Raw genomic sequence first — 20,410 nt, 5'->3', positions numbered from 1 at the left:
CGTGATGCTTCGCGTCGATCATCAGCACACGCTGCAGGGCCGTGTGCACCCGCGTCAGAAGTATTTCAACCAGTGGATATCCCGGCGCCGGGCCTTGAGCTCGGCGAACCAGCGCACGGCGGGAAACAACAGCACACTCAGCACCACGGCACAGGCCCAGACCGCAGCCATTGAATCGAAGCCATAGTAGCTGCCGTGCGACGCGCCCCAGATGGCCATTGCAATGACGTACAGGCACTTGAGTACATACAAGTGCAACAGGTAGAAAAACATCGGTGCCGCACCGAAAATCGCCAGCGGCTTCAACCATCGCTGGCCGTTGCTGCGCTCCATCCACGCGAGCAGCAGCAGCCCCACGCCCAGCGTCAGGCTGATGAACAACAGAGACGGCGGGTATTTGGTGATGTTGAAGATGCTCATCACGGTCTGCGTCGTGGTTTCGCCGATCACCCAGCTGTGTTCGCCATAGCCGTTGAGGCTGCGTAACGCCAGAAACAGCGCAAGGATGCCAAATCCCCACGCCATCAGATTCAACTCACGCTTGTCCGGGTCACTGCCGCTGGCGAACCAGGGGCCGGCCGCGTACCCCACGGCAATGACGCCGATCCACGGCAACACCGGGTAGGACGTGCGCAGGCGCAGACTGTCGAGCACCTCGACCCAGCCCCGGTCGTGCAGAATCGCCCACGGAATGTGCAGGCGTGAACCCGCCGCGAAATGCACATCGTCCAGCAGGTTGTGCCCGGCAATGATGACCAGTCCGACGGCTGCCAGCCATCCTCGGGGCAAGGCCACCAGCGCTGCGAGCGCCAGCATGCTCAGGCCGATGGCCCAGATGACCTGCAGATAGATCACCGTCGGCGGGAACTGAAAGGTCCAGGCAAAATTGACCAGCGTCAGCTCCAGTGCAATCAACACTAATCCGCGCTTGAACAGAAAACCGGCGACCTGACCTTTGCCCGCGTGCCGCTCGCCGTACAGATACGCGGAGAGACCGGTGAGGAACACAAACAAGGGTGCACAAAAATGCGCCAGGGTGCGGCTCAGAAACAGATCCAGCCCCGTGCTGGTGACATCCATGGGGTCCGACACCTGACGATGCAGAAAAAACGTTTCGCGCACGTGGTCGAGCAACATGAACAGGATGATAAGGCCGCGCAATGCATCGATCGATTGCAAACGTGCCGGGCGCTGGAGCGCGCCGGGCGAACACGCGGTGTCGGTGGCGGGTGCTGCGCCTCGTGCGTCGCGATTCAGTCCAGTGAACATCTCACTCATGCCCAACGCCCTCCGCCCACCGTCCGCAACGGCACTGCCAAGTCGTTGGAGACCGACGCCACCGCGTCATGCGGGTGCAGGCTTTCCAGATGCCTGACCGAAACACTGCTGACCGGGAAACGCAACGAAAGCGATTGCTGGATCTTGCGCGCGGCGTCTTCGACGTACATCAGGTTTTGCCCGTTCAATCGGGCAAAAGCTTGCTCGTCGACGCGTTTCACAGCGGTCTGGACAGGCGTGCCCAAGGCGGCCTCCACTGCGTCGATGAGACTGAGCAGACCCATTTGCTCGGCTTCCTGTTCGATCCGCACACGAACACTTGCGACGCTGCGCTGACTGTGAGGCGTCGCATGGGAGCCGTGTTGACGTAACCACTCAGCCACCTCAACGCTGTCGACCACACCCGCTGCGAACTGCGCCCTGAAGGCCTGTTCCAGCAGTTGGCGAGACAAGGCGGCAGAGCACGGGCAGGTTGACGAGTACGTGACGTCTGCGCAGACGTCCAGCATCAGATGGCCTTGCTGCCATTGCGCATCGATGACCACAGGGTATGACTTCCAGCCGCTCAGACCCGCGGTCACCAGCGCCGCTCGCTTGCACAGTAATTCAAACGACAGGCGTAGCCTCGCCTGCGACGAATGACAATCGCCATGGCTGGCGACCATCAGCTCCAGCAGAGCGGCCAGGCTCGCCGGGCTGACCGCGTGATGCTCCGCGAAACGGTCCAGCAACGTGTACAGCCGGGACATGTGGATGCCCTTGATCTGCGGCACGGGCATGTTCACCTGCAGATCGGCGCGCGCGTGCACAGCGACATCAACGCCAGGCTCGTCAAGCATCAGGGGAATGTCGATGCCCTGCATGCCGACCCAATCGAGTGGCAGCAACGCTTGGGATACTTCGGAGCAAGCAACGTCGGGAAGAAGACTGTTCATACAAAGACGGATTCTCGGAGCACAGGAGTCATTCGAGCGCCAAACGCTCGTCACGGAGAGTTATAACATAACATCTCATGGGAATAATCTGGCAACGAAAATCCGTAAATAGAGCAATCGAGCGAGGCAGCCAACGCTGCCCCGCCCGGCTCTCCGACTCAGTAACCCAACGACAGCCCGGTATTGCGGCGTGGATCATTGGCGCCGTAGAAACGGTTGTTGCCGACCGGTTTGCCACCCAACGAGGGTGCGCCGACCAGAATCGCCGCCAGGTGGTTCGCGTCTTGAGGCCCGGCGAACTTATGGCCCCAGCTTTCAAGGATCTTCTGGGTGTCGGGACTCACGGCGAAGCGCTCCAGGTTGGTGGTTTCCGGCATCCATTGCTGGTGGAAACGTGGCGCGTCAACCGCTTCCTGAATGTTCATGCCGTAGTCGATGACGTTCAACATGGTCAGCAGCGTGGCGGTGATGATCCGGCTGCCACCCGGCGTACCGACCACCATGACGGCCTTGCCATCCTTGGTGACGATGGTCGGGCTCATCGACGACAGTGGTGTCTTGCCCGGGGCGATGGCGTTGGCCTCGCCTTGGATCAGGCCATACATGTTCGGTACGCCGACCTTGGAAGTGAAGTCGTCCATCTCGTCGTTGAGGATGACACCGGTCTTGCTCGCCATCACGCCCGCGCCAAACCAGTCGTTGAGCGTGTACGTGACAGACACCGCATTGCCCCACTTGTCGACGATGGAGTAGTGAGTGGTGTTGTTGCCTTCATGGGGCGCGACACCCGGCTTGATGTCCTGGGACACACCGGCTTTCTGCGGCTCGATGGCGGCACGCAGTTTCGCTGCGTAGTCACGGTCGAGCAGGTGGTCGATCGGGTTCTTCACGAAATCCGGATCGCCGAGGTAACTGTTACGGTCAACGTACGCGTGGCGCATGGCCTCGATCTGATAATGCATCCCTTGGGCGGAGTGGTAACCCAACTCTTTCATCGGGTAGCCTTCGAGGATGTTCATGATCTCGCAGATCACCACACCGCCCGAGCTGGGAGGCGGTGCAGAGACCACGTGGTAGCCACGGTAATCGCACTCGATGGGCGCCAGTTCGCGGGTTTTGTATTTATCCAGATCCGCCTGGACGATGATGCCCTTGCCTGCCTTGCTCGAGTCGACGATGGCTTTGGCCACCCAGCCCTTGTAGAAACCGTCGGTGCCCTTCGCCGAGATTTCCTTGAGGGTTTTCGCCAGGTCTTTCTGCACCAGCTTGTCGCCGACCTGCAGCGGCTGGCCCTTGTTCAGGAAGATCGTCCCCAGGTCCTTGGCGTCTGCCTTGAATTCATCGGTCGCGGTGTGCAGAAGGTCAACGTCACCCTGCCCCAGGACAAAGCCGTTCTCGGCCAGTTTGATCGCAGGCGCAATCACTTCTGCCCGCTTCCTGGTCCCGTATTTGCTCAACGCCATCTCCATGCCGGACACGGTTCCCGGCACACCTACGGCGAGATGCCCTTTGGAGCTCAAGTCAGGAACGACGTTGCCGTCTTTGTCCAGGTACATGTTGGCGGTGGCGGCTTGCGGGGCTTTTTCACGGAAATCCAGGAAAGTCTTGCGGCCATCGGCGAGCTGAATGGTCATGAAACCACCGCCGCCCAGATTGCCCGCTGCCGGGTAAACCACCGCCAATGCATAGCCCACGGCAACCGCGGCATCGACGGCGTTGCCACCGGATTTGAGAACGTCCACGCCGACGTGGGTCGCGAGGTGTTGCGCCGTGACCACCATGCCGTTTTCGGCAGCGACCGGGGCAACGGACGCCGCGTACGTGGATGAAAAAGCGAGGGTAAATGCTGTCGCAATCAGCGACTTGGCCAAGGGTTCATACTTCATGTGTCGACTCTCTTTATTCTTCTGAATGTGGAACAGCATTGAACGGGTCGAACCGTGACGGGGATGCACCCTCTCGCGGTTGGCCCGGCATCCTTGCGACTGCAGATGCACATTTTTTTGAGCGTTGTTCATTGACCGCTACCGCGTCTGAAGCTGCACCAAAGTAGCGCGTACCGCAGAACAAACCCAGTACCTATGACAGGATATTTCACGGAAACGTCGCGGTTTTACTGGGACGTCCGTTCCATGAAAAGTGCGTCAGGTGCTGCACGACCCGTGCGTATACGCGTAACCTAGGGCCTGCGTCCGGTCGCATGAGAGTCATCACGACCACCCCGGACACACCGACAAAGGACGTCGTTCGACTTGCTGAGAAGGCCTGCCCTGGTGAAAAAATCCGACCGACCGAGCCACATTGCTGATGGCCAGAACCTTCCGTTCGCTGGCTGTTTACAACTTCCGCGTCTGGTCTCTGGGCGGGATCGTCTCCAACATCGGCACCTGGATGCAGCGCACGGCGCAGGACTGGCTGGTGCTCACCCAGCTCACCGAACAGAACGCCACCGCGCTGGGCATTGTCATGGCCTTGCAGTTCGGGCCGATGTTGCTGCTTCTGCCCATCAGCGGCTACGCGGCCGATCATTTCGACCGACGTAAACTGCTCATCGGCACGCAACTGGCGTTTGCCGCCTCGGCCCTGGGGCTCGGGCTGCTGACGGTCACCGGGCATGTGCAGTTGTGGCACGTGTATTTCTTTGCGCTGGTTTCCGGCTGCGTTGCTGCGATCGATGCCCCGGCGCGGCAGACCGTTGTGTCCGATCTGGTCGAGGAGTCCTACCTGAGCAACGCTGTGGCCTTGAACTCGCTGTCGTTCAACGTGGCGCGAATGGTCGGCCCGGCGGTGTCCGGATTATTGATTCCCTGGGTGGGCAATGGCTGGGTGTTTCTGCTGAACGTGCTGACGTTTGTCGCGATGATCGTCTCGCTGTGCAAACTGCGGAAAAACCAGATGCACGCGCGCGAACGCCCTCCCCGTGTTCGCGGCCAACTGGCCGAAGGTTTCCGCTACGTCTGGGCTCGCCCTGACCTGAAAGCCATCCTGTTGATGCTGTTTCTCATGGGCACGTTCGGCCTGAACTTCCCCATCTACATCTCGACCATGGCCGTCACGGTGTTCGACGCCGACGCCAGCCATTACGGTCTGCTGACGTCGCTGATGGCAGTGGGTTCAGTGACCGGCGCCCTGCTTTCTGCGCGACGCTCGCGCCCGGGTCCGATGCTGCTGTTCTGGGCCTGCGCGCTGTTCGGCGGGTGCTTCGTAATGGCGGCCCTGATGTCGAACTTCTGGCTTTTCGGCGGCCTGCTGTTCGTGTTGGGGATTTCGGCGCAGACCTTCACCACATCGGCCAACAGCATGGTGCAGTTGTCGACCGATCCATTGATGCGAGGGCGGGTGATGGCGATTCTTTTGGCGACCACCCTGGGCGGCACGCCCGTCGGCGCGCCCATCGTGGGCTGGGTCGCCGATCTGTTTGGCCCGCGTTGGGCCATGGGCATTGGCGCTGCCTCGGGGCTGTGGGCAGCGCTGGTCTGGTTCCGATATCAGCGCAGTGTCAGAACCCCATTGGCAACCTGAGCCTGGTCCGGCTTCAATGGCTGTCGCCTGTCGCCGGCCGTACTTGACCGGTTAGAACCAGCGGTCGTTGCGCTTGCGACCCCGGGTCAGCGCCGGCAGGATCAAACCGAGCAACAGCCCCGCCCCCGCGATGCTACCGCCATACACCATGTAGCGCATGAGCACCTGATTGTTCTCGTCACCGAGCTTGGCCTGGGTAGACCGCAGCTCCGACTGGGCGTCGGTCAGTTGGGCGTTGAGGTCCTTCGTGCGGGCTTCCAGCTCATCCACCAGTTTCTTGCGCGAATCGAGCGTCTCCTGCATGCCCTGGACCTTGGTTTTCCAGTCGTCGTCGATGGTTTTCAGTTGGGCACTGAGGTCGGCGACTTGCTGAGTCAGTTGCGGCAAACGCTCGGCCTGGCCGGGCACTTCCTGCAGATCTGCCGAGGGGATCCACACCGTGTCACCGGCATTGCCGCGCACCTGGCTGTAATCGCCCTGGGTGGTGAGCAACTCGACTTTCTGACCTGATTTAAGCGTGCCGACAATGCGATAGCCATCGGTCGGGCCGCTGCGGACGTAGGTGCTCAAGGTGTCGTTGACCCAGCGATCCTTGCCTTCAGCTTGCGCCTGGGCGACTACACCAACGGTCAGCAGGGTTCCCAGCAAGCCGGCGCTGAGCAAACGGCGTCGGGCGCCCGGCGACAGGGAGGATGGAAGAGAAGCAGAAACGGGACGAGATAGAGACATGGGTGATCTTCGACAAAAATAAAAAGAAAGGCCGGATGGGCGGGCCGCATGCAATGGACAAAAGCCTGATCGGCAGCGACGAGCAAGGCGCTGCAACCGCTGGAGAAGGCAACAACGCGCGGGGAAATCCACAAAACACCGGGGCCTCGTGACCCGGCGCACCGCGCGCGCAGTGGTCAACAGACCGTTCAAACGGTGTCAGGTTCACTACAGGGAGGTGACGTTCGTCCGGGAAATGCCGCAGCGGGTACTAACAACCCCGTGCCGGTGGAAGCGTCTTATGCGCCTGTGGTCCCCTGATCCTTACCACACCCGCGTGGTTGACGCTCTGCGTCAAAGTGGACGCAGAGGGTGGGAACGATCGCATGCAGACTGTCATGGCGCATTCGTCGGAGTGCCGCCCAGACCAGGTTCCCCCAGGATCGAGCGTCATCAGACGCCTATTAAGGCAGAAGAAAAATGGCGGAAGGCAGCGGGAGTCGAACCTGCCCGGGAACGGCTGCCGTCCCCAACCGGGTTTGAAGCCCGGCCGCGCCACCGGGCGCGATTGCCTTCCATGATCGAACTGACCGTCTCGGAACGTTTCACCCCTGAGCGTCAGGCCTGGACGCCTGCGCCAGAGCATTGTCCCCCCGCACCTGGCGCTGATCGCCGATACGACGGGTGAAACCGATACGGTCGAAATACTCGAGAATCTGGATACTGCGCTTGCGGCCGATGCCCAGCCTGTCGCGAAACGCTGCCGCCTGAATCACCGGATCCGCTGCAGACAGTTGCAACAGCATAGCCACCATTTCCCGAATTGTGGACTCCAGATAAAACAGATCACGCACCACCTGATGCACCTGCCCGATGCGCGCCAGCTTGCGCAGCAGCAAACGCGTGTCCGCTTCGGTGCGTCCGGTGGCCGCGGCAAGGTCACGCACCCACGGCGGGTCGAAGCGCGCCTGCTGCATCAGCGGTGAAAGGCGCTCCCAGAACTGCTCGTCTTCGTTATTGAGCTTCACCTGATGATCCGGCAGGTGCAGCCACGGTCCGCTGCTGGCCATTGTGCCTGCGGCAAGCAACGCGTCAATCAGGGCAATGAATGCCGGACGCTCCAGCGGCATCGCCGCGAAACGCCGTAGCCGATCGCGATCAGGCCCGAGCTGATCAGGCTCCTGCTCATGGAAGCGTCCCAGATGTCCAAGTAATGCACCTTGCAGGGCTTGCCATCGCGCCTCGCTGAACAGCAGTTGCCCTTGCCGAGTGATAATGGTCTGGATGTCGGGCGGTAATCGCCAGGTCGCGCGCAGGCGATTGAACTGCCGTTCCAGCCGCTGCGGGTCAAGGCCGGTTTCGCTGTGTGCAATCAATGCGGGCAGTGCTGTTTCAAGGTCCGGCGCGCCGGCAAGAATGTTCAGCGTCGCCAGTCGCTCGGCACTGCGGCGCTGACGTGACGGTGCAAACGGGTCCAGCACCCGGCCGCCACCCAAGGTGCGTTGCGCGCTTTGGTCGCGCACCACCAGACGATCCCCATGAACCGCGTGCACCGGCGCATTGAGCAGCAATTGCGCGAACATGCGCCCGCCGGGGGCGACACTGCCCCCTTCAAGCAAGGCGACGCGGGCCGTAACGTCCTGAGTGCCAATGTGGACGTGAACCGGGCTGAAGTGCTCGAACGCGCGCGTCTCGCTGTTCAGCAATTGCAGGTCGATGTCGATCCGCCGGGTCGGCGCGAACAGCCACTCCGCCAGCAACCAGTCGCCGCGATGGATGTGTTCCAGGGAAAGCTTCTCAGCGCTCAGATTCAGCGCCACACGTTGCCCGATGCGAGCGCGTGCGGCGGTCTGGTTCTGTGCGTGAAGACCACGTACCCGCACGCTCTTGCCTGATTGCCCGAGTCGCAACGTGTCGCCAACGGTCACTTCTCCGGCCAGCGCAGTCCCGGTCACGACAATACCGGCACCGGACACACTGAACGCCCGGTCGATGTCCAGCCGAAAGCCGCCGCGGTGGCTGCGTTCCAGCACGCTGTTCTGAGCATTGAGCAAGGCCTGACGCAAGGCGTCGATACCTTCGCCCGTGAGGCTTGCGACTTCGAACTGCGGCGCATCGGCATACGGACCCGACGCCAGCAGGTGACGAAGCTGCGTGCGGACCTGCTGCACACGGGCCGAGTCGACCCGATCGCACTTGCTGATCACGACCCGCAACGCAGGAATTCCGAGCAATTCGACGATTGCCAGGTGCTCGCGGGTTTGAGGCATCACGCCGTCGTCCGCCGCGACCACCAGCAGCACCAGATCGATACCCTGTGCGCCAGCGAGCATATTGTGAATGAAGCGCTCGTGGCCGGGCACATCAATGAACCCGGTCAGTGGCGCATCGGCAGCAAGGGGCGCGTACAGATAACCCAGGTCGATGGTGATGCCGCGCTCGCGTTCCTCGCGTCGGCGGTCGCCCGCTTGCCCGGTCAGCGCTTCCAGCAACGCCGTCTTGCCGTGGTCGATGTGTCCAGCGGTCCCGACAATCACCCCGCCTCGCCCTCCCACCGCAACTGGCTCAACTGGCCCGTCCAGCCCGCTTCGTCGTCCAGTTGTCGCAGATCGAGCCAGAGCGCGTCATCGTCGATGCGCCCCAACACCGGAATCGGCAGGTTACGCAGCCCGGCCTCCAGCCTGTGAAGCTGACGGCCGCGAAGCTTTTTCGAGACGATCGGTCGTAAACACAACGAAGCGCTGGGCAGCCGCGCCACCGGTTGGCTGCCGCTGCCGATCATGCCTAGGCTCGGCTGCACGGCCACGCCCCAGCCTTCGCCCAGTGTCTTGGCCAAGAGAGGCCGCAGGCGTTCGGCCTGGGCCAGAATTTCACCTTGCCCACGCGTCAACAGGCGCAGGCTGGGCAAACGCGCGGCCAGGCGGTCGGGATCGCGGTACAGACTCAGGACGGCTTCCAGCGCCGCCAGGGTCAACTTGTCCACGCGCAACGCGCGTTTGAGGGGGTTCTTTTTGATTTTTGCGATCAGCGCTTTGCTGCCGACAATCAAGCCGGCCTGTGGACCGCCGAGCAGCTTGTCGCCGCTGAAGGTCACGATGTCGGCGCCTTCGGCCAAGGTCTGACGCACCGTCGGTTCGGCCGGCAACCCCCAGCGTGTCATGTCCAGCAAGCTGCCGCTCCCCAGGTCTTCCAGCAGCGGCAGCTCGTGCTCATGGGCGATGCTCGCCAGTGCCTGCGTCGGCACACTCGTGGTGAAGCCCTGAATGCTGTAGTTACTGGTGTGAACGCGCATCAGCAAGCCCGTGCGCGGATTGATGGCTGCCTCGTAATCCTTGGCATGGGTGCGGTTGGTGGTGCCGATCTCATGCAGCTTCACGCCCGCCCGGGCCATGATGTCGGGAATGCGAAACGCACCGCCAATCTCGATCAGCTCGCCGCGAGAGATGATGCCTTCCTTGCGCGCGCCCAGGCTGTTGAGCGCCAGCAACACCGCCGCCGCATTGTTGTTGACGACGGTTACGGCCTCGGCGCCGGTGAGTTCACGAATCAACCCCTCGATCAGGTCATCGCGGTCGCCGCGCTTGCCGCTGGTGAGGTCGAACTCAAGGTTCAGCGGGTAACGCGCGGCGGTCTGGATGGCCTCGATGGCTTCCTCGGGTAGCAGCGCCCGGCCCAGATTGGTGTGCAGCACTGTGCCCGTCAGGTTAAACACCCGGCGCACCTTGCTCCGGTGCTGGATCGCCAGACGCTCCGATGCCCTGCCCGCCAATACCTCACTGCTGAGCTCCGCTGCACTGGCGTGTCCTGTTACAGCCGACTCACGCACGTCATCGAGCAACTGGCGGACGGTGGCCAGCACCGCGTCGCGTCCATAGCGGTCGATCAGGGGATGGCAGGCGGGATGACGCAACAGGCTGTCGACGGAGGGTAAACGCGGCGGGATCGAGGCAAGGTTTGCGGGCATTCATGTACTCCGAAATAGGCGTCCTGAGGAACTGCCTTCCATCCAGCCCGCAGGCGCCGGCTTGCTGGCGAAGGCGTCCACTCAGTCCTCTCTCTGTTGACTGAACAGCCCCTTTCGCCAGCAAGCCGGCGCCTGCGGGCCAGAAGCAGATTGCAGCGTGTTGCGGAATCTGAGTGTAGACGCCCTTTTCACTCGCCCCCAGGCGCCAGCATCAGGTTCGGCGCCAGCCGCTGGATGCCTTCCAGGTCCAGGCGCATGTCCAGCATCAGGCTCGCCAGGTCCGCCGACAACGCCTCGGCTTCGGCATCGCACTCCAGATAAATCTGCTTGAGGTACGTGTTGCAGCCCGGACAGACCTCGGCCCGCAGGGGCGCCTTGTCCACCGCCACGCGGTCATCGTCCAGGCTGACGTACTTCAGGCCTTTGCTCTGTTCGCAATACACGCACTTGACCCGTACCACATGCCATTCACAGGCACACAGCGAACACACGAGGTAGCGCAGACCGTTGTACTTGCCGCGATGACGAATGACACCCGCCATCGCCGGTGAACCACAGGCCGGGCACTGGCCCAGGCTGTCGCAGGGTTTGAGGTCGGTTAAGGACAGCGTCAACAACCAATGGCTCCAGGCCGTTTGCAGGGCGGCGCCCAGAAACGGCACCACAGCCGCTGGCAGACCCGCGTACTGACCACTGAGCAGTGAAATCGCCCACGCTTTGCGCTGTCCTTCGTCTGCAGAGAGTAACCGGGCGACGGCCTGCTTGACGTGATCCTGCGCTAACGGTTGGAAGCGTTGGAGGAGTGCTTCCAGATAGCGCTGCCAGTGCGCTTCGCGAACCAGGCTGTCGGCGGCAAGCGGCGGCAGGCCGTGCTGACGGCATACCTCAAGACGGCCGCTGTCCGGGACCCAGTCGCTGGGTGGCTGATCGAGCAGATCCTGTTGAACCCGACACAGCGCCGCGATCAGACGCAGGTAGTCGGCCAACGGATGCCCTTCGGCGAGCAGTTCCAGGCGTGCGGCTCGCAGCGCAAACAGGTTGGCAGGCGGCAGGTACAGGAACGGCAGGGAATAAGCCCCCGCCTGCGCCTGGATTTCTTCGGGTTCGAGGGTCTGACTCAACGCGTCATCCTTTCTTGGTTACACGAGGCTGCGCCTGAACCGGCGGGCCTTCTTCATCGACGATCTTGCGATACCACAACGCATGATGTTTCTTCGCCCAGCGGCGGCTGACCCAGCCATGCAGCATGGCGCTCACCGACCCCTTGATCCAGATACCGGCATAAATATGCACGATGATGCTGGTGATCAGCACGAAGCCCGCCAACGCGTGCACCAAAGCGCCAAGACGAATCACCGTGATGCCGAAGTACTCGCTGAAGTAGGCACGCCAGATCACCAGACCACTCAACAGCAACGCCAGCATGCACAGCAGCAGCGTCCAGAACAGCAGCTTCTGACCGGGGTTGTATTTGCCAATCGGCGGCACGCCCTCCTCTGAGTTGACCATCACCCGGTCGATCCGCTTGAGCCATAGGCGGTCATTGGGGATGAACAGGTTGGCGCGCCAGAAACGAATCACCAATCCCAGGAAGAACACAAACATCGCCACCCCCATGAACGGGTGCAGGATGCGCGTCCACGGGCCTCCGCCGAACAAATGGGTCAGCCAGAACATCGCCGGATGAAACAAGGCCAGGCCGGACAACCCTGCCATGAAGAACAGAATCGCCACCAGCCAGTGGTTGGTCCGCTCATTGGCGTTGTAGCGCAGGATGGTCTTGCCGGGTTCACGGTTTTCGCTCATGGCCGCTGCTCCCCTTCAGGTCCCGTTTTATGGGGGTCATAGACATGCACGGCAGGATCGACATCGTGCACATTCGGGTCTTTCACAGGTTCGTGCTCGTCTTCCTCGCGCTGCGGGCCGATGCGCACGTAATGGAAGAAGCCCGCGAGCACCGCGACGCCCATGGCAAGCAGCCCCAGCGGTTTGCTGACGCCTTTCCACAGCCCCACCAACGGGCTGATTTCCGGGTCCTTCGGCAAGCCAGCGTACAACCTGGGATCATCGGCGTGGTGCAGCACGTACATCACGTGGGTGCCGCCGACCCCGGCGGGGTCATACAGACCGGCGTTTTCAAACCCTCGGGATTTCAGATCGACGACCCGCTCGGCAGCGTGCACCTTCATGTCTTCCTTGGTACCAAAGACGATGGCACCGGTCGGACAGGTCTTCACGCACGCTGGTTCAAGCCCCACGGAGACGCGGTCCGAGCACAGCGTGCATTTGTACGCCTTGTGGTCTTTCTGCGAGATCCGCGGAATGTCGAACGGGCACCCGGTGATGCAGTAACCGCAACCGATGCAGTGATCCTGGTTGAAATCGACGATGCCGTTGGCGTGTTTGATGATCGCACCCGGGCTTGGACACGCCTTCAAGCAACCGGGATCAGCACAGTGCATGCAGCCGTCCTTGCGAATCAGCCACTCCAGGTTGTCGTCGGCGGTTTCGTGCTCGGTGAAGCGCATCAGGGTCCAGGTTTCTGCGCTCAGGTCCTGCGGGTTGTCATAGGTGCCGTGGTTGTGGCCCACCTCGTCGCGCAGCTCGTTCCACTCCGAGCACGCGACCTGACAAGCCTTGCAGCCGATGCACTTGGTGGTGTCGATCAGTTTGGCGACCTCTTCCAGTTGCCTGACCGACGAGGGCACCGTGGTGGTGGCTGAACGTGCAGTGATGTCTTGAATGGCCATCAGATTTTCTCCACGTTCACCAGGAACGACTTGGATTCCGGGGTTTGCGAGTTACCGTCACCCAGGAACGGCACCAACGTATTGGCCAGGTATCCGTTGCGGGTGGTGCCGGTGAACCCCCAATGGATCGGGATACCGATCTGATGCACCACCTGATTGTTGACCTGCAACGGCCGGATCCGCTTGGTGACCACCGCAACCGCCTCGATGAATCCGCGCTTGCTGCTCACCCTGACCCGATCCCCTGCGACGATGCCTTTCTCCTTGGCCAGCGCCTCCCCGATCTCGACAAACTGCTCAGGCTGCGCAATCGCATTGAGCCGGCAATGCTTGCTCCAGTAGTGGAAATGCTCGGTCAATCGGTAACTGGTGCCCGCGTACGGGAAGTCCTTGGCCACCCCCAATGAGTCCCATACCGAATCGAAGATGCGTCCGGCAGGATTGCTGGTCGCCTGTTTGTTGTTGGGGTGCAGCGGGTTGATGCCGATCGGGGTTTCGAACGGCTCGTAGTGTTCCGGGAATGGCCCCTCGTTCATCTTGTCGACGGCGAAGAATCTCGCCACCCCTTCGGGGTTCATGATGAACGGATTCATCCCCGCTTCCGGCGCGGAGGTCACGACGAAGTCCGGCACGTCAGTGCCCGTCCAGGCCTTGCCATTCCACCAGACCAGCCGTTTCTTCGGATCCCAGGGGTTGCCGTGGGTGTCTGCGGAGGCGCGGTTGTACAGGATGCGCCGGTTGCTCGGCCAGGCCCATGCCCACCCTTGATGCTGGTGCATGTCATAGGGGTCGCTGTTATCCCGTCGTGCCATCTGGTTGCCGGCTTCGGTCCAGCTGCCGCAGAAAATCCAGCACCCAGACGCCGTGCTGCCGTCGTCTTTGAGCTGGGAAAATCCGGTCAGCTGCGCGCCACCCTTGATGGCCGCGCCTGAGAAATCCGTGAAATCCGTCGTGGCGGCGCCGTTGATCTCCTTGGCAATCTCTTCGGGCGACGGTTCCTCAGGCACCTTGTACGGCCAGCTCAGTTTCAACAGCGGTTCGGCATACGCACCGCCCTGTTCCTGATAGCGCTTGCGCAGGCGCAGGAACAATTCGCTCATGATGCGGATGTCGGTGGTGGCTTCGCCGGGACCCTCCGCGCCTTTGAAGTGCCACTGCAGCCAGCGGCTGCTGTTCACCAGCGAGCCGTCTTCCTCCGCGAAGCAAGTCGTGGGCAGGCGAATGACTTCCGTCTGTATGGCGTCAGTCTGTACGTCGTTGTACGGGCCGACTTTCTGCCAGAACTCAGACGTCTCAGTCGCCAGCGGGTCCATGATCACCAGCCATTTGAGCTTGGCGAGCGCCTTCATCACCCGGTTCTTGTCCGGCAACGCCGCGATGGGATTGAACCCTTGGCAGATATAGCCGTTGACCTGCCCCTTGCCCATCATGTCGAACATTTTCAGGATGTCGTAGTTGGGTATGTCGAGCTTCGGCAGCCAGTCATAACCCCATTTGTTCTCGGCCGTGGCATTGGCGCCATACCAGGACTTCATGAGGCTGACGTGGAATTTGCTGTAGTTCTGCCAGTAAGACAGTTGCCCCGGACGCAGGGGCTTTTGCGTGCGTTTGGTGATGTACGCGTCGTAATCCTGTTCCGCATCGGACGGCAGGGTCAGGTAACCGGGCAGCGCGTTGGACAGCAGCCCAAGGTCGGTGAGGCCCTGAATGTTCGAGTGACCGCGCAAGGCGTTCACGCCTCCGCCCGGCATGCCGACGTTCCCCAGCAGCAGTTGCACCATCGCCGCGCTGCGGATGATCTGCGAACCGATGGAGTGCTGCGTCCAGCCCAGCGCGTAGAGAATCGTCATGGTCTTGCCCGGTGTCGAGCAGGTGGCGATCTCTTCCCAGATCTTCATCATCCGGTCCTGTGGCATGCCGCAGGTCAGGCTGGCGATTTCCGGGGTGTAACGGCTGTAATGCTGCTTCATCAGCTGATAGACGCAATGCGGGTCCTGCAGGGTCGGGTCGACTTTGACAAACCCGTCCTCGCCCAGCTCGTAGCCCCAACCCGACTTGTCGGTGTAGAGCCGCTTGGTCGCGTCGTATCCACTGAAGATCCCGTCTTCAAAGCCATAACCGGCTTTGACGATGAAGGACACGTCGGTGTAATTGCGCACGTATTCGTGCTGGATCTTGTCTTGGGTCAGCAGGTAGTTGATCAACCCGCCCATGAACGCGATGTCGCTGCCCGTGCGGATCGGCGCGTAATAGTCGGCCACGGACGCAGTACGCGTGAAACGCGGGTCGACCACGATCAAGCGTGCCTTGTTGTGCGCCTTGGCTTCGGTCACCCATTTGAAACCGCAAGGGTGTGCTTCTGCTGCGTTGCCGCCCATCACCAGGATCAGATTCGCGTTGGCGATATCGGTCCAGGTATTGGTCATGGCTCCACGGCCGTACGTCGGGGCAAGACTTGCCACCGTCGGGCCATGTCAGACACGTGCCTGGTTATCGAACCCCAGCATGCCGGTTGCGCGAATGACCTTGTGCGTCATGTAACCGGCTTCGTTGGACGCCGCGGACGCTGCAAGGAAGCCCGTGGTCAGCCACCGGTTGACGGTCTGGCCCTTGTCGTTCTTTTCGATGAAGTTGGCGTCGCGGTCGGCCTTCATCAGGTCCGCCACGCGGTCCAGCGCCTCATCCCAGGAAATGCGGGTCCATTCGCTGCTCCCCGGCTTGCGCACTTGAGGGTATTTGAGGCGGCCCGGGCTGTGAATGAAGTCCAGAAGACCCGCGCCTTTCGGGCACAAGGTGCCGCGGTTGACCGGGTGATCGGCGTCGCCTTCGATGTGAATGATGCTCTGCGCGACGTTTTTCGCGGCATCGCCCTGGCTGTACATGATCAATCCGCAGCCGACCGAGCAGTACGGGCAGGTGTTGCGGGTTTCATGGGTGTGGGCGAGTTTGAAATGGCGTATCTGCTCGGCGAACGCAGACGTTGGGGCCATGCCCAACGCCGCCAGGCTCGAGCCTCCAAGGCCGACAGCGGCGACCTTGAAGAACTGCCGACGGTTGAGGTCCATCGTGAACTCCTGATCAGGTGGAAAGACCCGATACGTTGTCGGGTCCTTTCAATCACGGGTGTTGAACACGTGTCGGCGCAAACCCGACCTCAAAAACTCTAGCCCAGAATGCCAGCATCGCCAGGAAATCAGATCATCGGCCCCGGCGCAGGCGATCTGCGGCGTGGGTGGCTGTGAATAATTGTGAGCGCGAAATAGGTATTCACAGCATTCGTTCATAGAACGATGATCGAGGACCGTCGACGCGTTGGGCCCCGGTGCCGCGCGCGCTGATCCGGTCAACACCTCAAGTGGAGCGTCTATGAATAACAAGAACATCAGATTCCCCTTCCTGCATGCCATGCCTCTGCTGTGCGCCTCGCTGTTTGCCAGTCACACCGTTCAAGCGGCTTCGTTGCCCGCCGCGAAAGAAGGCGACTGGGTCGCCCCCGAATTCACCTTTCATGACGGCAAAAAACTCAACGACCTCAAGTTGCACTACGTGACCCTGGGAAACCCGGAAAACCCGGCCATCCTTTACCTGCATGGCACCTACCGACCGGGCAGCGATGTGCTGAGCAAAGACTTCGGCGGCGAACTGTTCGGCCCGGGCCAGCCGCTGGACGCGAGCAAGTACTACATCATTTCGACCGACGGGATCGGGATGGGGCAATCGACCAAACCCTCAGACGGCCTGCGCGCGGCGTTTCCGCAGTACAACTACGAAGACATGGTGCAAGCGCAATACCGACTGGTCACCGAAGGATTGGGGGTCAAGCACCTGCGTCTGGTGATCGGCAACTCCATGGGCGGCATGCAGACCTGGATGTGGGGTGAAAACTGGCCACAGATGATGGATGCGCTGGTCCCCATGGCGTCACAACCGACAGAGATGTCCTCGCGCAACTGGATGATGCGTCGCTTGCTGGTGGAGTCCATCAAACAGGACCCGGCCTGGAACAACGGCAACTACACCGCACAACCCCCTTCACTGCGCCTGGCCAACGCCATGTTCAGCACCGCCACCAGCGGCGGCACTCTGGCGTACCAGGCCAGCGCACCGACCCGGGCATTGGCTGACAAACGGGTGGACGAAAGCCTCAACGCCCCGCAGACCGCCGATGCCAATGACTTCATCTACCAATGGCAATCGTCCGCCGACTTCAACGCTGCGCCTGGCCTCAGCAAAATCCAGGCGCCGGTATTGGCGATCAATGCGGCCGACGATGAGCGCAACCCACCTGAAACCGGGACCCTGCAAACGTCACTGAAGCAGATAAAGAACGCGCGGCTGTTGCTCATCCCGGCCAGCGCCGACACCCGAGGGCACGGCACCACAGGGAACGCGCGGTTCTATGCCAGCGAACTGGCGGCGTTTATGAAAGAGACTGAGAAGAAGCGTTGAGGGGCGTAGGGAAAGTAACCCTCAACGGGTTGAGGCGTTTCGGGTACATCGAGGGTGAATGACACACTCCATTCGTCAGCAAGCTGACTCCCACAGGTCCGAGTGGTGCTCAAGTTTTGATCGCCCCCACGCTCCGCGCCGGAATGCCCGGCAAGACGCTCCGCGTTCCATTGACGCGGAGCGTCATTCACTGCGTTACCACGCGAAGCGTTGTTTTTGCTTCCAAACCCGCGACAGTCCGAACGACGTCGTCGCGATCGTACCGAGAGGTTGTGAACGACGCAGGTTGCGACTTTGGGAGGCCGAGCAGAGGTATTGCGCAGGGGGCAGCGCGACATGGATGTCGCGCTAGCCGACGTTCGGCCAAGGATGGCCGGTCGGCGGCGTGCCCCCGGAGCAATGCCGGAGCGAGGGAACCCGACGAAGTCGGGCCGTACAGGGAGCGGGGCCTTTTTGGTTACTTTTTCGGCTCTTGGAAAAAGTGACCCGCCGTAAGGGCGGAACCCATGTCAACGCCACCCTCAACAACGGATATACACGCGAGGCATGGGCCCACCCAAAGCGCCCTCACTATTCTCCAACCGGCTTGAACACCACCACCGCCAACGGCGGCAAATCCAGCGCCAGCGAAAACGCCTGACCATGGCTCTTCACATCATCAGCCACCACCGCCCCGCCGTTGCCAATATTCGAACCCGCATACACCCCGGCATCGGAATTCAACAGCTCAGCCCACTTCCCGCTGAACGGCACGCCCACCCGATAGCCATGGCGCGGCACCGGCGTCAGGTTGGCAACCACCAGCAGCGGCTCACCCTCCTTGCTCCAGCGCAGGTAGGCATACACGCTGTTACCGGCGTCATCACCAATCACCCACTGGAAACCCTGCGGTTGGCAATCCTGCTCATACAGCGCCTTCTCCGAGCGGTAAAGACGATTCAGGTCCCCGACCAGTGTCTTCACGCCCTTGTGATCGGCGTACTCCAGGTAATGCCAGTCCAGTTCCTTGTCATGGTTCCACTCGAGCCACTGGCCGAATTCGCAGCCCATGAACAGCAGCTTCTTGCCGGGGTGGGTCCACATGAACGTCAGATAGGCGCGCAGGTTGGCAAATTTCTGCCAGCGGTCGCCCGGCATCTTGTCGATCAGCGAACGTTTGCCATGCACCACTTCGTCGTGGGAAATCGGCAGGATGAAACGTTCGGACCAAGCGTAAACCAGGCCAAAGCTCAACTCATTGTGGTGGTGCTGACGATGAATCGGGTCCTGTTCGACGTAATGCAGGGTGTCGTGCATCCACCCCATGTTCCATTTGTATGAAAACCCGAGGCCGCCTTGTTGAGTCGGCTGGGAGACGCCGGGCCATGACGTCGACTCTTCGGCGATCACCAATGCGCCGGGTGCCTCAAGGGCAACCACATCGTTGAGGTGGCGAAGGAAGTCGATCGCTTCCAGGTTCTCACGGCCGCCGTAGCGGTTAGGCACCCACTCCCCGGCCTTTCGCGAATAATCGCGGTAGAGCATCGAAGCCACGGCATCGACACGCAGGCCGTCGATGTGGAAGTTCTTCAACCAGTGCAGACCCGACGCGATCATGAACCCGTGCACTTCCGTGCGACCAAGGTTGTAGATCAGCGTGTCCCAGTCCTGGTGAAAGCCTTCCTGCGGGTTGCCATATTCATACAGCGCAGTGCCGTCGAATTGCGCCAGACCGTGGGTATCGGTCGGGAAATGCGCGGGCACCCAGTCCAGAATAACGCCGATGTCATTCTGGTGGCAGGCGTTGACGAACGCTGCAAAATCCTCAGGCGTGCCATAACGCGCGCTAGGCGCGAACTGCGACAACAGCTGATAACCCCATGAACCGCCGAACGGGTGTTCCATGATCGGCATGAGTTCGATGTGGGTGAAACCCAGGCCCTTGATGTACGGGATCAGTTTTTCGGCCAGCTCATGCCAGTTGTAGGGACGATCCGGTTCATCGTCCCCGCCGTGGTGCCATTTCCACGAACCGACATGCAACTCATAGATCGACAGCGGTTTTTGGATGTCGTGCTTGTCGCCGCGCGACTGCATCCAGTCGGTGTCCTGCCAGTTAAAGCTCAGCGGCGCAGCCACTTTTGACGCTGTGTTCGGCGGCACCGTGGTAGCCAATGCCATCGGGTCGGCTTTCAGTGGCAGGACGCCGTGCTGCCCGAGGATCTCGTATTTATAGGTCTCACCGGGCTTGATGCGCGGGATGAAAATCTCCCACACGCCGGACGGATAGCGCACGCGCATCGGATGGCGACGACCGTCCCAACTGTTGAAATCGCCCACTACAGAGACGCGACGTGCATTGGGTGCCCACACCGAAAACCGTACACCCTCGACGCCGTCGACGGTTTTCACCTGCGCACCCAGGGCGCTGCTCAAATCCCGGTGATTGCCCTCGGCAAACAGGTACAAGTCCATCTCACCGAGCAACTGGCCAAAGCTGTAAGGGTCCTCGGTGATCTGCTCACCGGTGGCCCAGTTGATCTTCAACAGGTACGGCTCGCGCACCGGAAAATGCCCGGCAAAAAAGCCGGGCTTGTCGCTCATGGTCAGTTCGCCAAGGTCACGCTCACCGTCGCGAGACAGCACGCGCACACCCAGCGCATTGGGCAGATAGGCGCGGATCACCTGCCCGTCCTTGCCATCGCTGTGGGGGCCGAGCATGGAGAACGGGTCACGGTGTTCGGCGCGGATCAACGCGTCCATATCGCCGGCGCTGGGCAACAACTTGTGGTTGCCATCACCGAATTGGTCAGACGCACTCATTT

14 protein-coding genes and 1 tRNA gene are annotated in these 20,410 nt (G+C 61.4%); 3 read left to right on the top strand and 12 right to left on the bottom strand.

The window, feature by feature from the left end; translation table 11 throughout:
• Positions 1 to 54: 54 nt before the first annotated feature.
• The 3 genes from AB4N84_RS24665 to ggt form a co-directional block, all read right to left on the bottom strand.
• Complete coding sequence (locus tag AB4N84_RS24665; RefSeq protein ID WP_460047130.1) at positions 55 to 1,137, bottom strand: DUF1624 domain-containing protein; 1,083 nt, start codon at positions 1,135 to 1,137, stop codon at positions 55 to 57.
• 137 nt (positions 1,138 to 1,274) lie between these two features.
• Positions 1,275 to 2,213 carry a GTP cyclohydrolase FolE2 gene (folE2, locus tag AB4N84_RS24660; RefSeq protein ID WP_460043638.1) on the bottom strand — a complete coding sequence of 313 codons (939 nt, stop codon included), beginning with the start codon at positions 2,211 to 2,213 and terminating at the stop codon, positions 1,275 to 1,277.
• Positions 2,214 to 2,371: 158 nt separating this feature from the next.
• On the bottom strand, positions 2,372 to 4,099 hold the full coding sequence (gene ggt / locus AB4N84_RS24655; RefSeq protein WP_460043636.1) for a gamma-glutamyltransferase: 1,728 nt from the start codon (positions 4,097 to 4,099) through the stop codon (positions 2,372 to 2,374).
• Positions 4,100 to 4,520: 421 nt separating this feature from the next.
• Between ggt and AB4N84_RS24650 the strand changes: the two genes are divergently transcribed.
• Entirely contained in the window at positions 4,521 to 5,735 is a 1,215-nt protein-coding gene (locus AB4N84_RS24650) for an MFS transporter (RefSeq protein WP_460043635.1), read from the top strand.
• Positions 5,736 to 5,786: 51 nt separating this feature from the next.
• Here the strand turns inward: AB4N84_RS24650 and AB4N84_RS24645 are convergent, their stop codons facing one another.
• On the bottom strand, positions 5,787 to 6,464 hold the full coding sequence (locus AB4N84_RS24645) for a TIGR04211 family SH3 domain-containing protein (RefSeq protein WP_460043633.1): 678 nt from the start codon (positions 6,462 to 6,464) through the stop codon (positions 5,787 to 5,789).
• A 2-nt stretch (positions 6,465 to 6,466) separates the two neighbouring features.
• On the opposite strand from AB4N84_RS24645, the gene AB4N84_RS24640 reads away from it, so the two are divergent.
• The gene (locus AB4N84_RS24640) at positions 6,467 to 6,616 is read left to right on the top strand and encodes a hypothetical protein (RefSeq protein ID WP_460043631.1); all 150 of its coding nucleotides are present in this window, start codon (positions 6,467 to 6,469) and stop codon (positions 6,614 to 6,616) included.
• 308 nt (positions 6,617 to 6,924) lie between these two features.
• On the opposite strand, the gene AB4N84_RS24635 is transcribed toward AB4N84_RS24640, so the two are convergent.
• The 7 genes from AB4N84_RS24635 to fdnG all read right to left on the bottom strand — a co-directional run bounded on the left by AB4N84_RS24635 (position 6,925) and on the right by fdnG (position 16,222).
• A tRNA-Sec gene (locus AB4N84_RS24635) sits at positions 6,925 to 7,020 on the bottom strand.
• Between the two features lie 28 nt (positions 7,021 to 7,048).
• Positions 7,049 to 8,980, bottom strand: coding sequence for a selenocysteine-specific translation elongation factor (selB, locus tag AB4N84_RS24630; RefSeq protein ID WP_460043629.1), 1,932 nt, complete (start codon positions 8,978 to 8,980; stop codon positions 7,049 to 7,051).
• Positions 8,977 to 10,407, bottom strand: coding sequence for an L-seryl-tRNA(Sec) selenium transferase (selA, locus tag AB4N84_RS24625; protein WP_460043627.1), 1,431 nt, complete (start codon positions 10,405 to 10,407; stop codon positions 8,977 to 8,979). Before selA ends, selB begins: the two co-directional genes overlap by 4 nt.
• A gap of 188 nt (positions 10,408 to 10,595) precedes the next feature.
• Positions 10,596 to 11,528 (bottom strand): formate dehydrogenase accessory protein FdhE, encoded by a 933-nt coding sequence (gene fdhE / locus AB4N84_RS24620; protein WP_460043626.1) that lies wholly within the window; start codon positions 11,526 to 11,528, stop codon positions 10,596 to 10,598.
• Positions 11,529 to 11,532: 4 nt separating this feature from the next.
• A complete protein-coding gene (locus AB4N84_RS24615) occupies positions 11,533 to 12,213 on the bottom strand; it encodes a formate dehydrogenase subunit gamma (protein WP_074751122.1) in 681 nt (226 codons plus the stop codon).
• Positions 12,210 to 13,157 carry a formate dehydrogenase subunit beta gene (gene fdxH, locus AB4N84_RS24610; RefSeq protein WP_325951151.1) on the bottom strand — a complete coding sequence of 316 codons (948 nt, stop codon included), beginning with the start codon at positions 13,155 to 13,157 and terminating at the stop codon, positions 12,210 to 12,212. The genes AB4N84_RS24615 and fdxH overlap by 4 nt, the downstream gene beginning before the upstream one ends.
• On the bottom strand, positions 13,157 to 16,222 hold the full coding sequence (gene fdnG / locus AB4N84_RS24605) for a formate dehydrogenase-N subunit alpha (RefSeq protein WP_460043625.1): 3,066 nt from the start codon (positions 16,220 to 16,222) through the stop codon (positions 13,157 to 13,159). Before fdnG ends, fdxH begins: the two co-directional genes overlap by 1 nt.
• 340 nt (positions 16,223 to 16,562) lie before the next feature.
• Between fdnG and AB4N84_RS24600 the strand changes: the two genes are divergently transcribed.
• Positions 16,563 to 17,606, top strand: coding sequence for an alpha/beta fold hydrolase (locus tag AB4N84_RS24600; RefSeq protein WP_460047129.1), 1,044 nt, complete (start codon positions 16,563 to 16,565; stop codon positions 17,604 to 17,606).
• A gap of 570 nt (positions 17,607 to 18,176) precedes the next feature.
• Here AB4N84_RS24600 and glgB read toward each other — a convergent pair.
• Positions 18,177 to 20,408 carry a 1,4-alpha-glucan branching protein GlgB gene (gene glgB / locus AB4N84_RS24595; protein WP_460043624.1) on the bottom strand — a complete coding sequence of 744 codons (2,232 nt, stop codon included), beginning with the start codon at positions 20,406 to 20,408 and terminating at the stop codon, positions 18,177 to 18,179.
• Positions 20,409 to 20,410: the final 2 nt, after the last annotated feature.

The sequence above is a fragment of the Pseudomonas sp. S2_H01 genome, from assembly GCF_054668305.1.
This window is presented reverse-complemented; position numbering and strand designations above follow the sequence as displayed.

Bases quoted from the DNA above. Each gene is read 5' to 3' on its own strand.
- AB4N84_RS24615 (WP_074751122.1), bottom strand. From the start codon at position 12,213: ATGAGCGAAAACCGTGAACCCGGCAAGACCATCCTGCGCTACAACGCC.
- AB4N84_RS24650 (WP_460043635.1), top strand. From the start codon at position 4,521: ATGGCCAGAACCTTCCGTTCGCTGGCTGTTTACAACTTCCGCGTCTGG.
- ggt (WP_460043636.1), bottom strand. From the start codon at position 4,099: ATGAAGTATGAACCCTTGGCCAAGTCGCTGATTGCGACAGCATTTACC.
- fdxH (WP_325951151.1), bottom strand. From the start codon at position 13,157: ATGGCCATTCAAGACATCACTGCACGTTCAGCCACCACCACGGTGCCC.
- AB4N84_RS24600 (WP_460047129.1), top strand. From the start codon at position 16,563: ATGCCTCTGCTGTGCGCCTCGCTGTTTGCCAGTCACACCGTTCAAGCG.
- AB4N84_RS24665 (WP_460047130.1), bottom strand. From the start codon at position 1,137: ATGTTGCTCGACCACGTGCGCGAAACGTTTTTTCTGCATCGTCAGGTG.
- glgB (WP_460043624.1), bottom strand. From the start codon at position 20,408: ATGAGTGCGTCTGACCAATTCGGTGATGGCAACCACAAGTTGTTGCCC.
- selA (WP_460043627.1), bottom strand. From the start codon at position 10,407: ATGCCCGCAAACCTTGCCTCGATCCCGCCGCGTTTACCCTCCGTCGAC.
- folE2 (WP_460043638.1), bottom strand. From the start codon at position 2,213: ATGAACAGTCTTCTTCCCGACGTTGCTTGCTCCGAAGTATCCCAAGCG.
- AB4N84_RS24645 (WP_460043633.1), bottom strand. From the start codon at position 6,464: ATGTCTCTATCTCGTCCCGTTTCTGCTTCTCTTCCATCCTCCCTGTCG.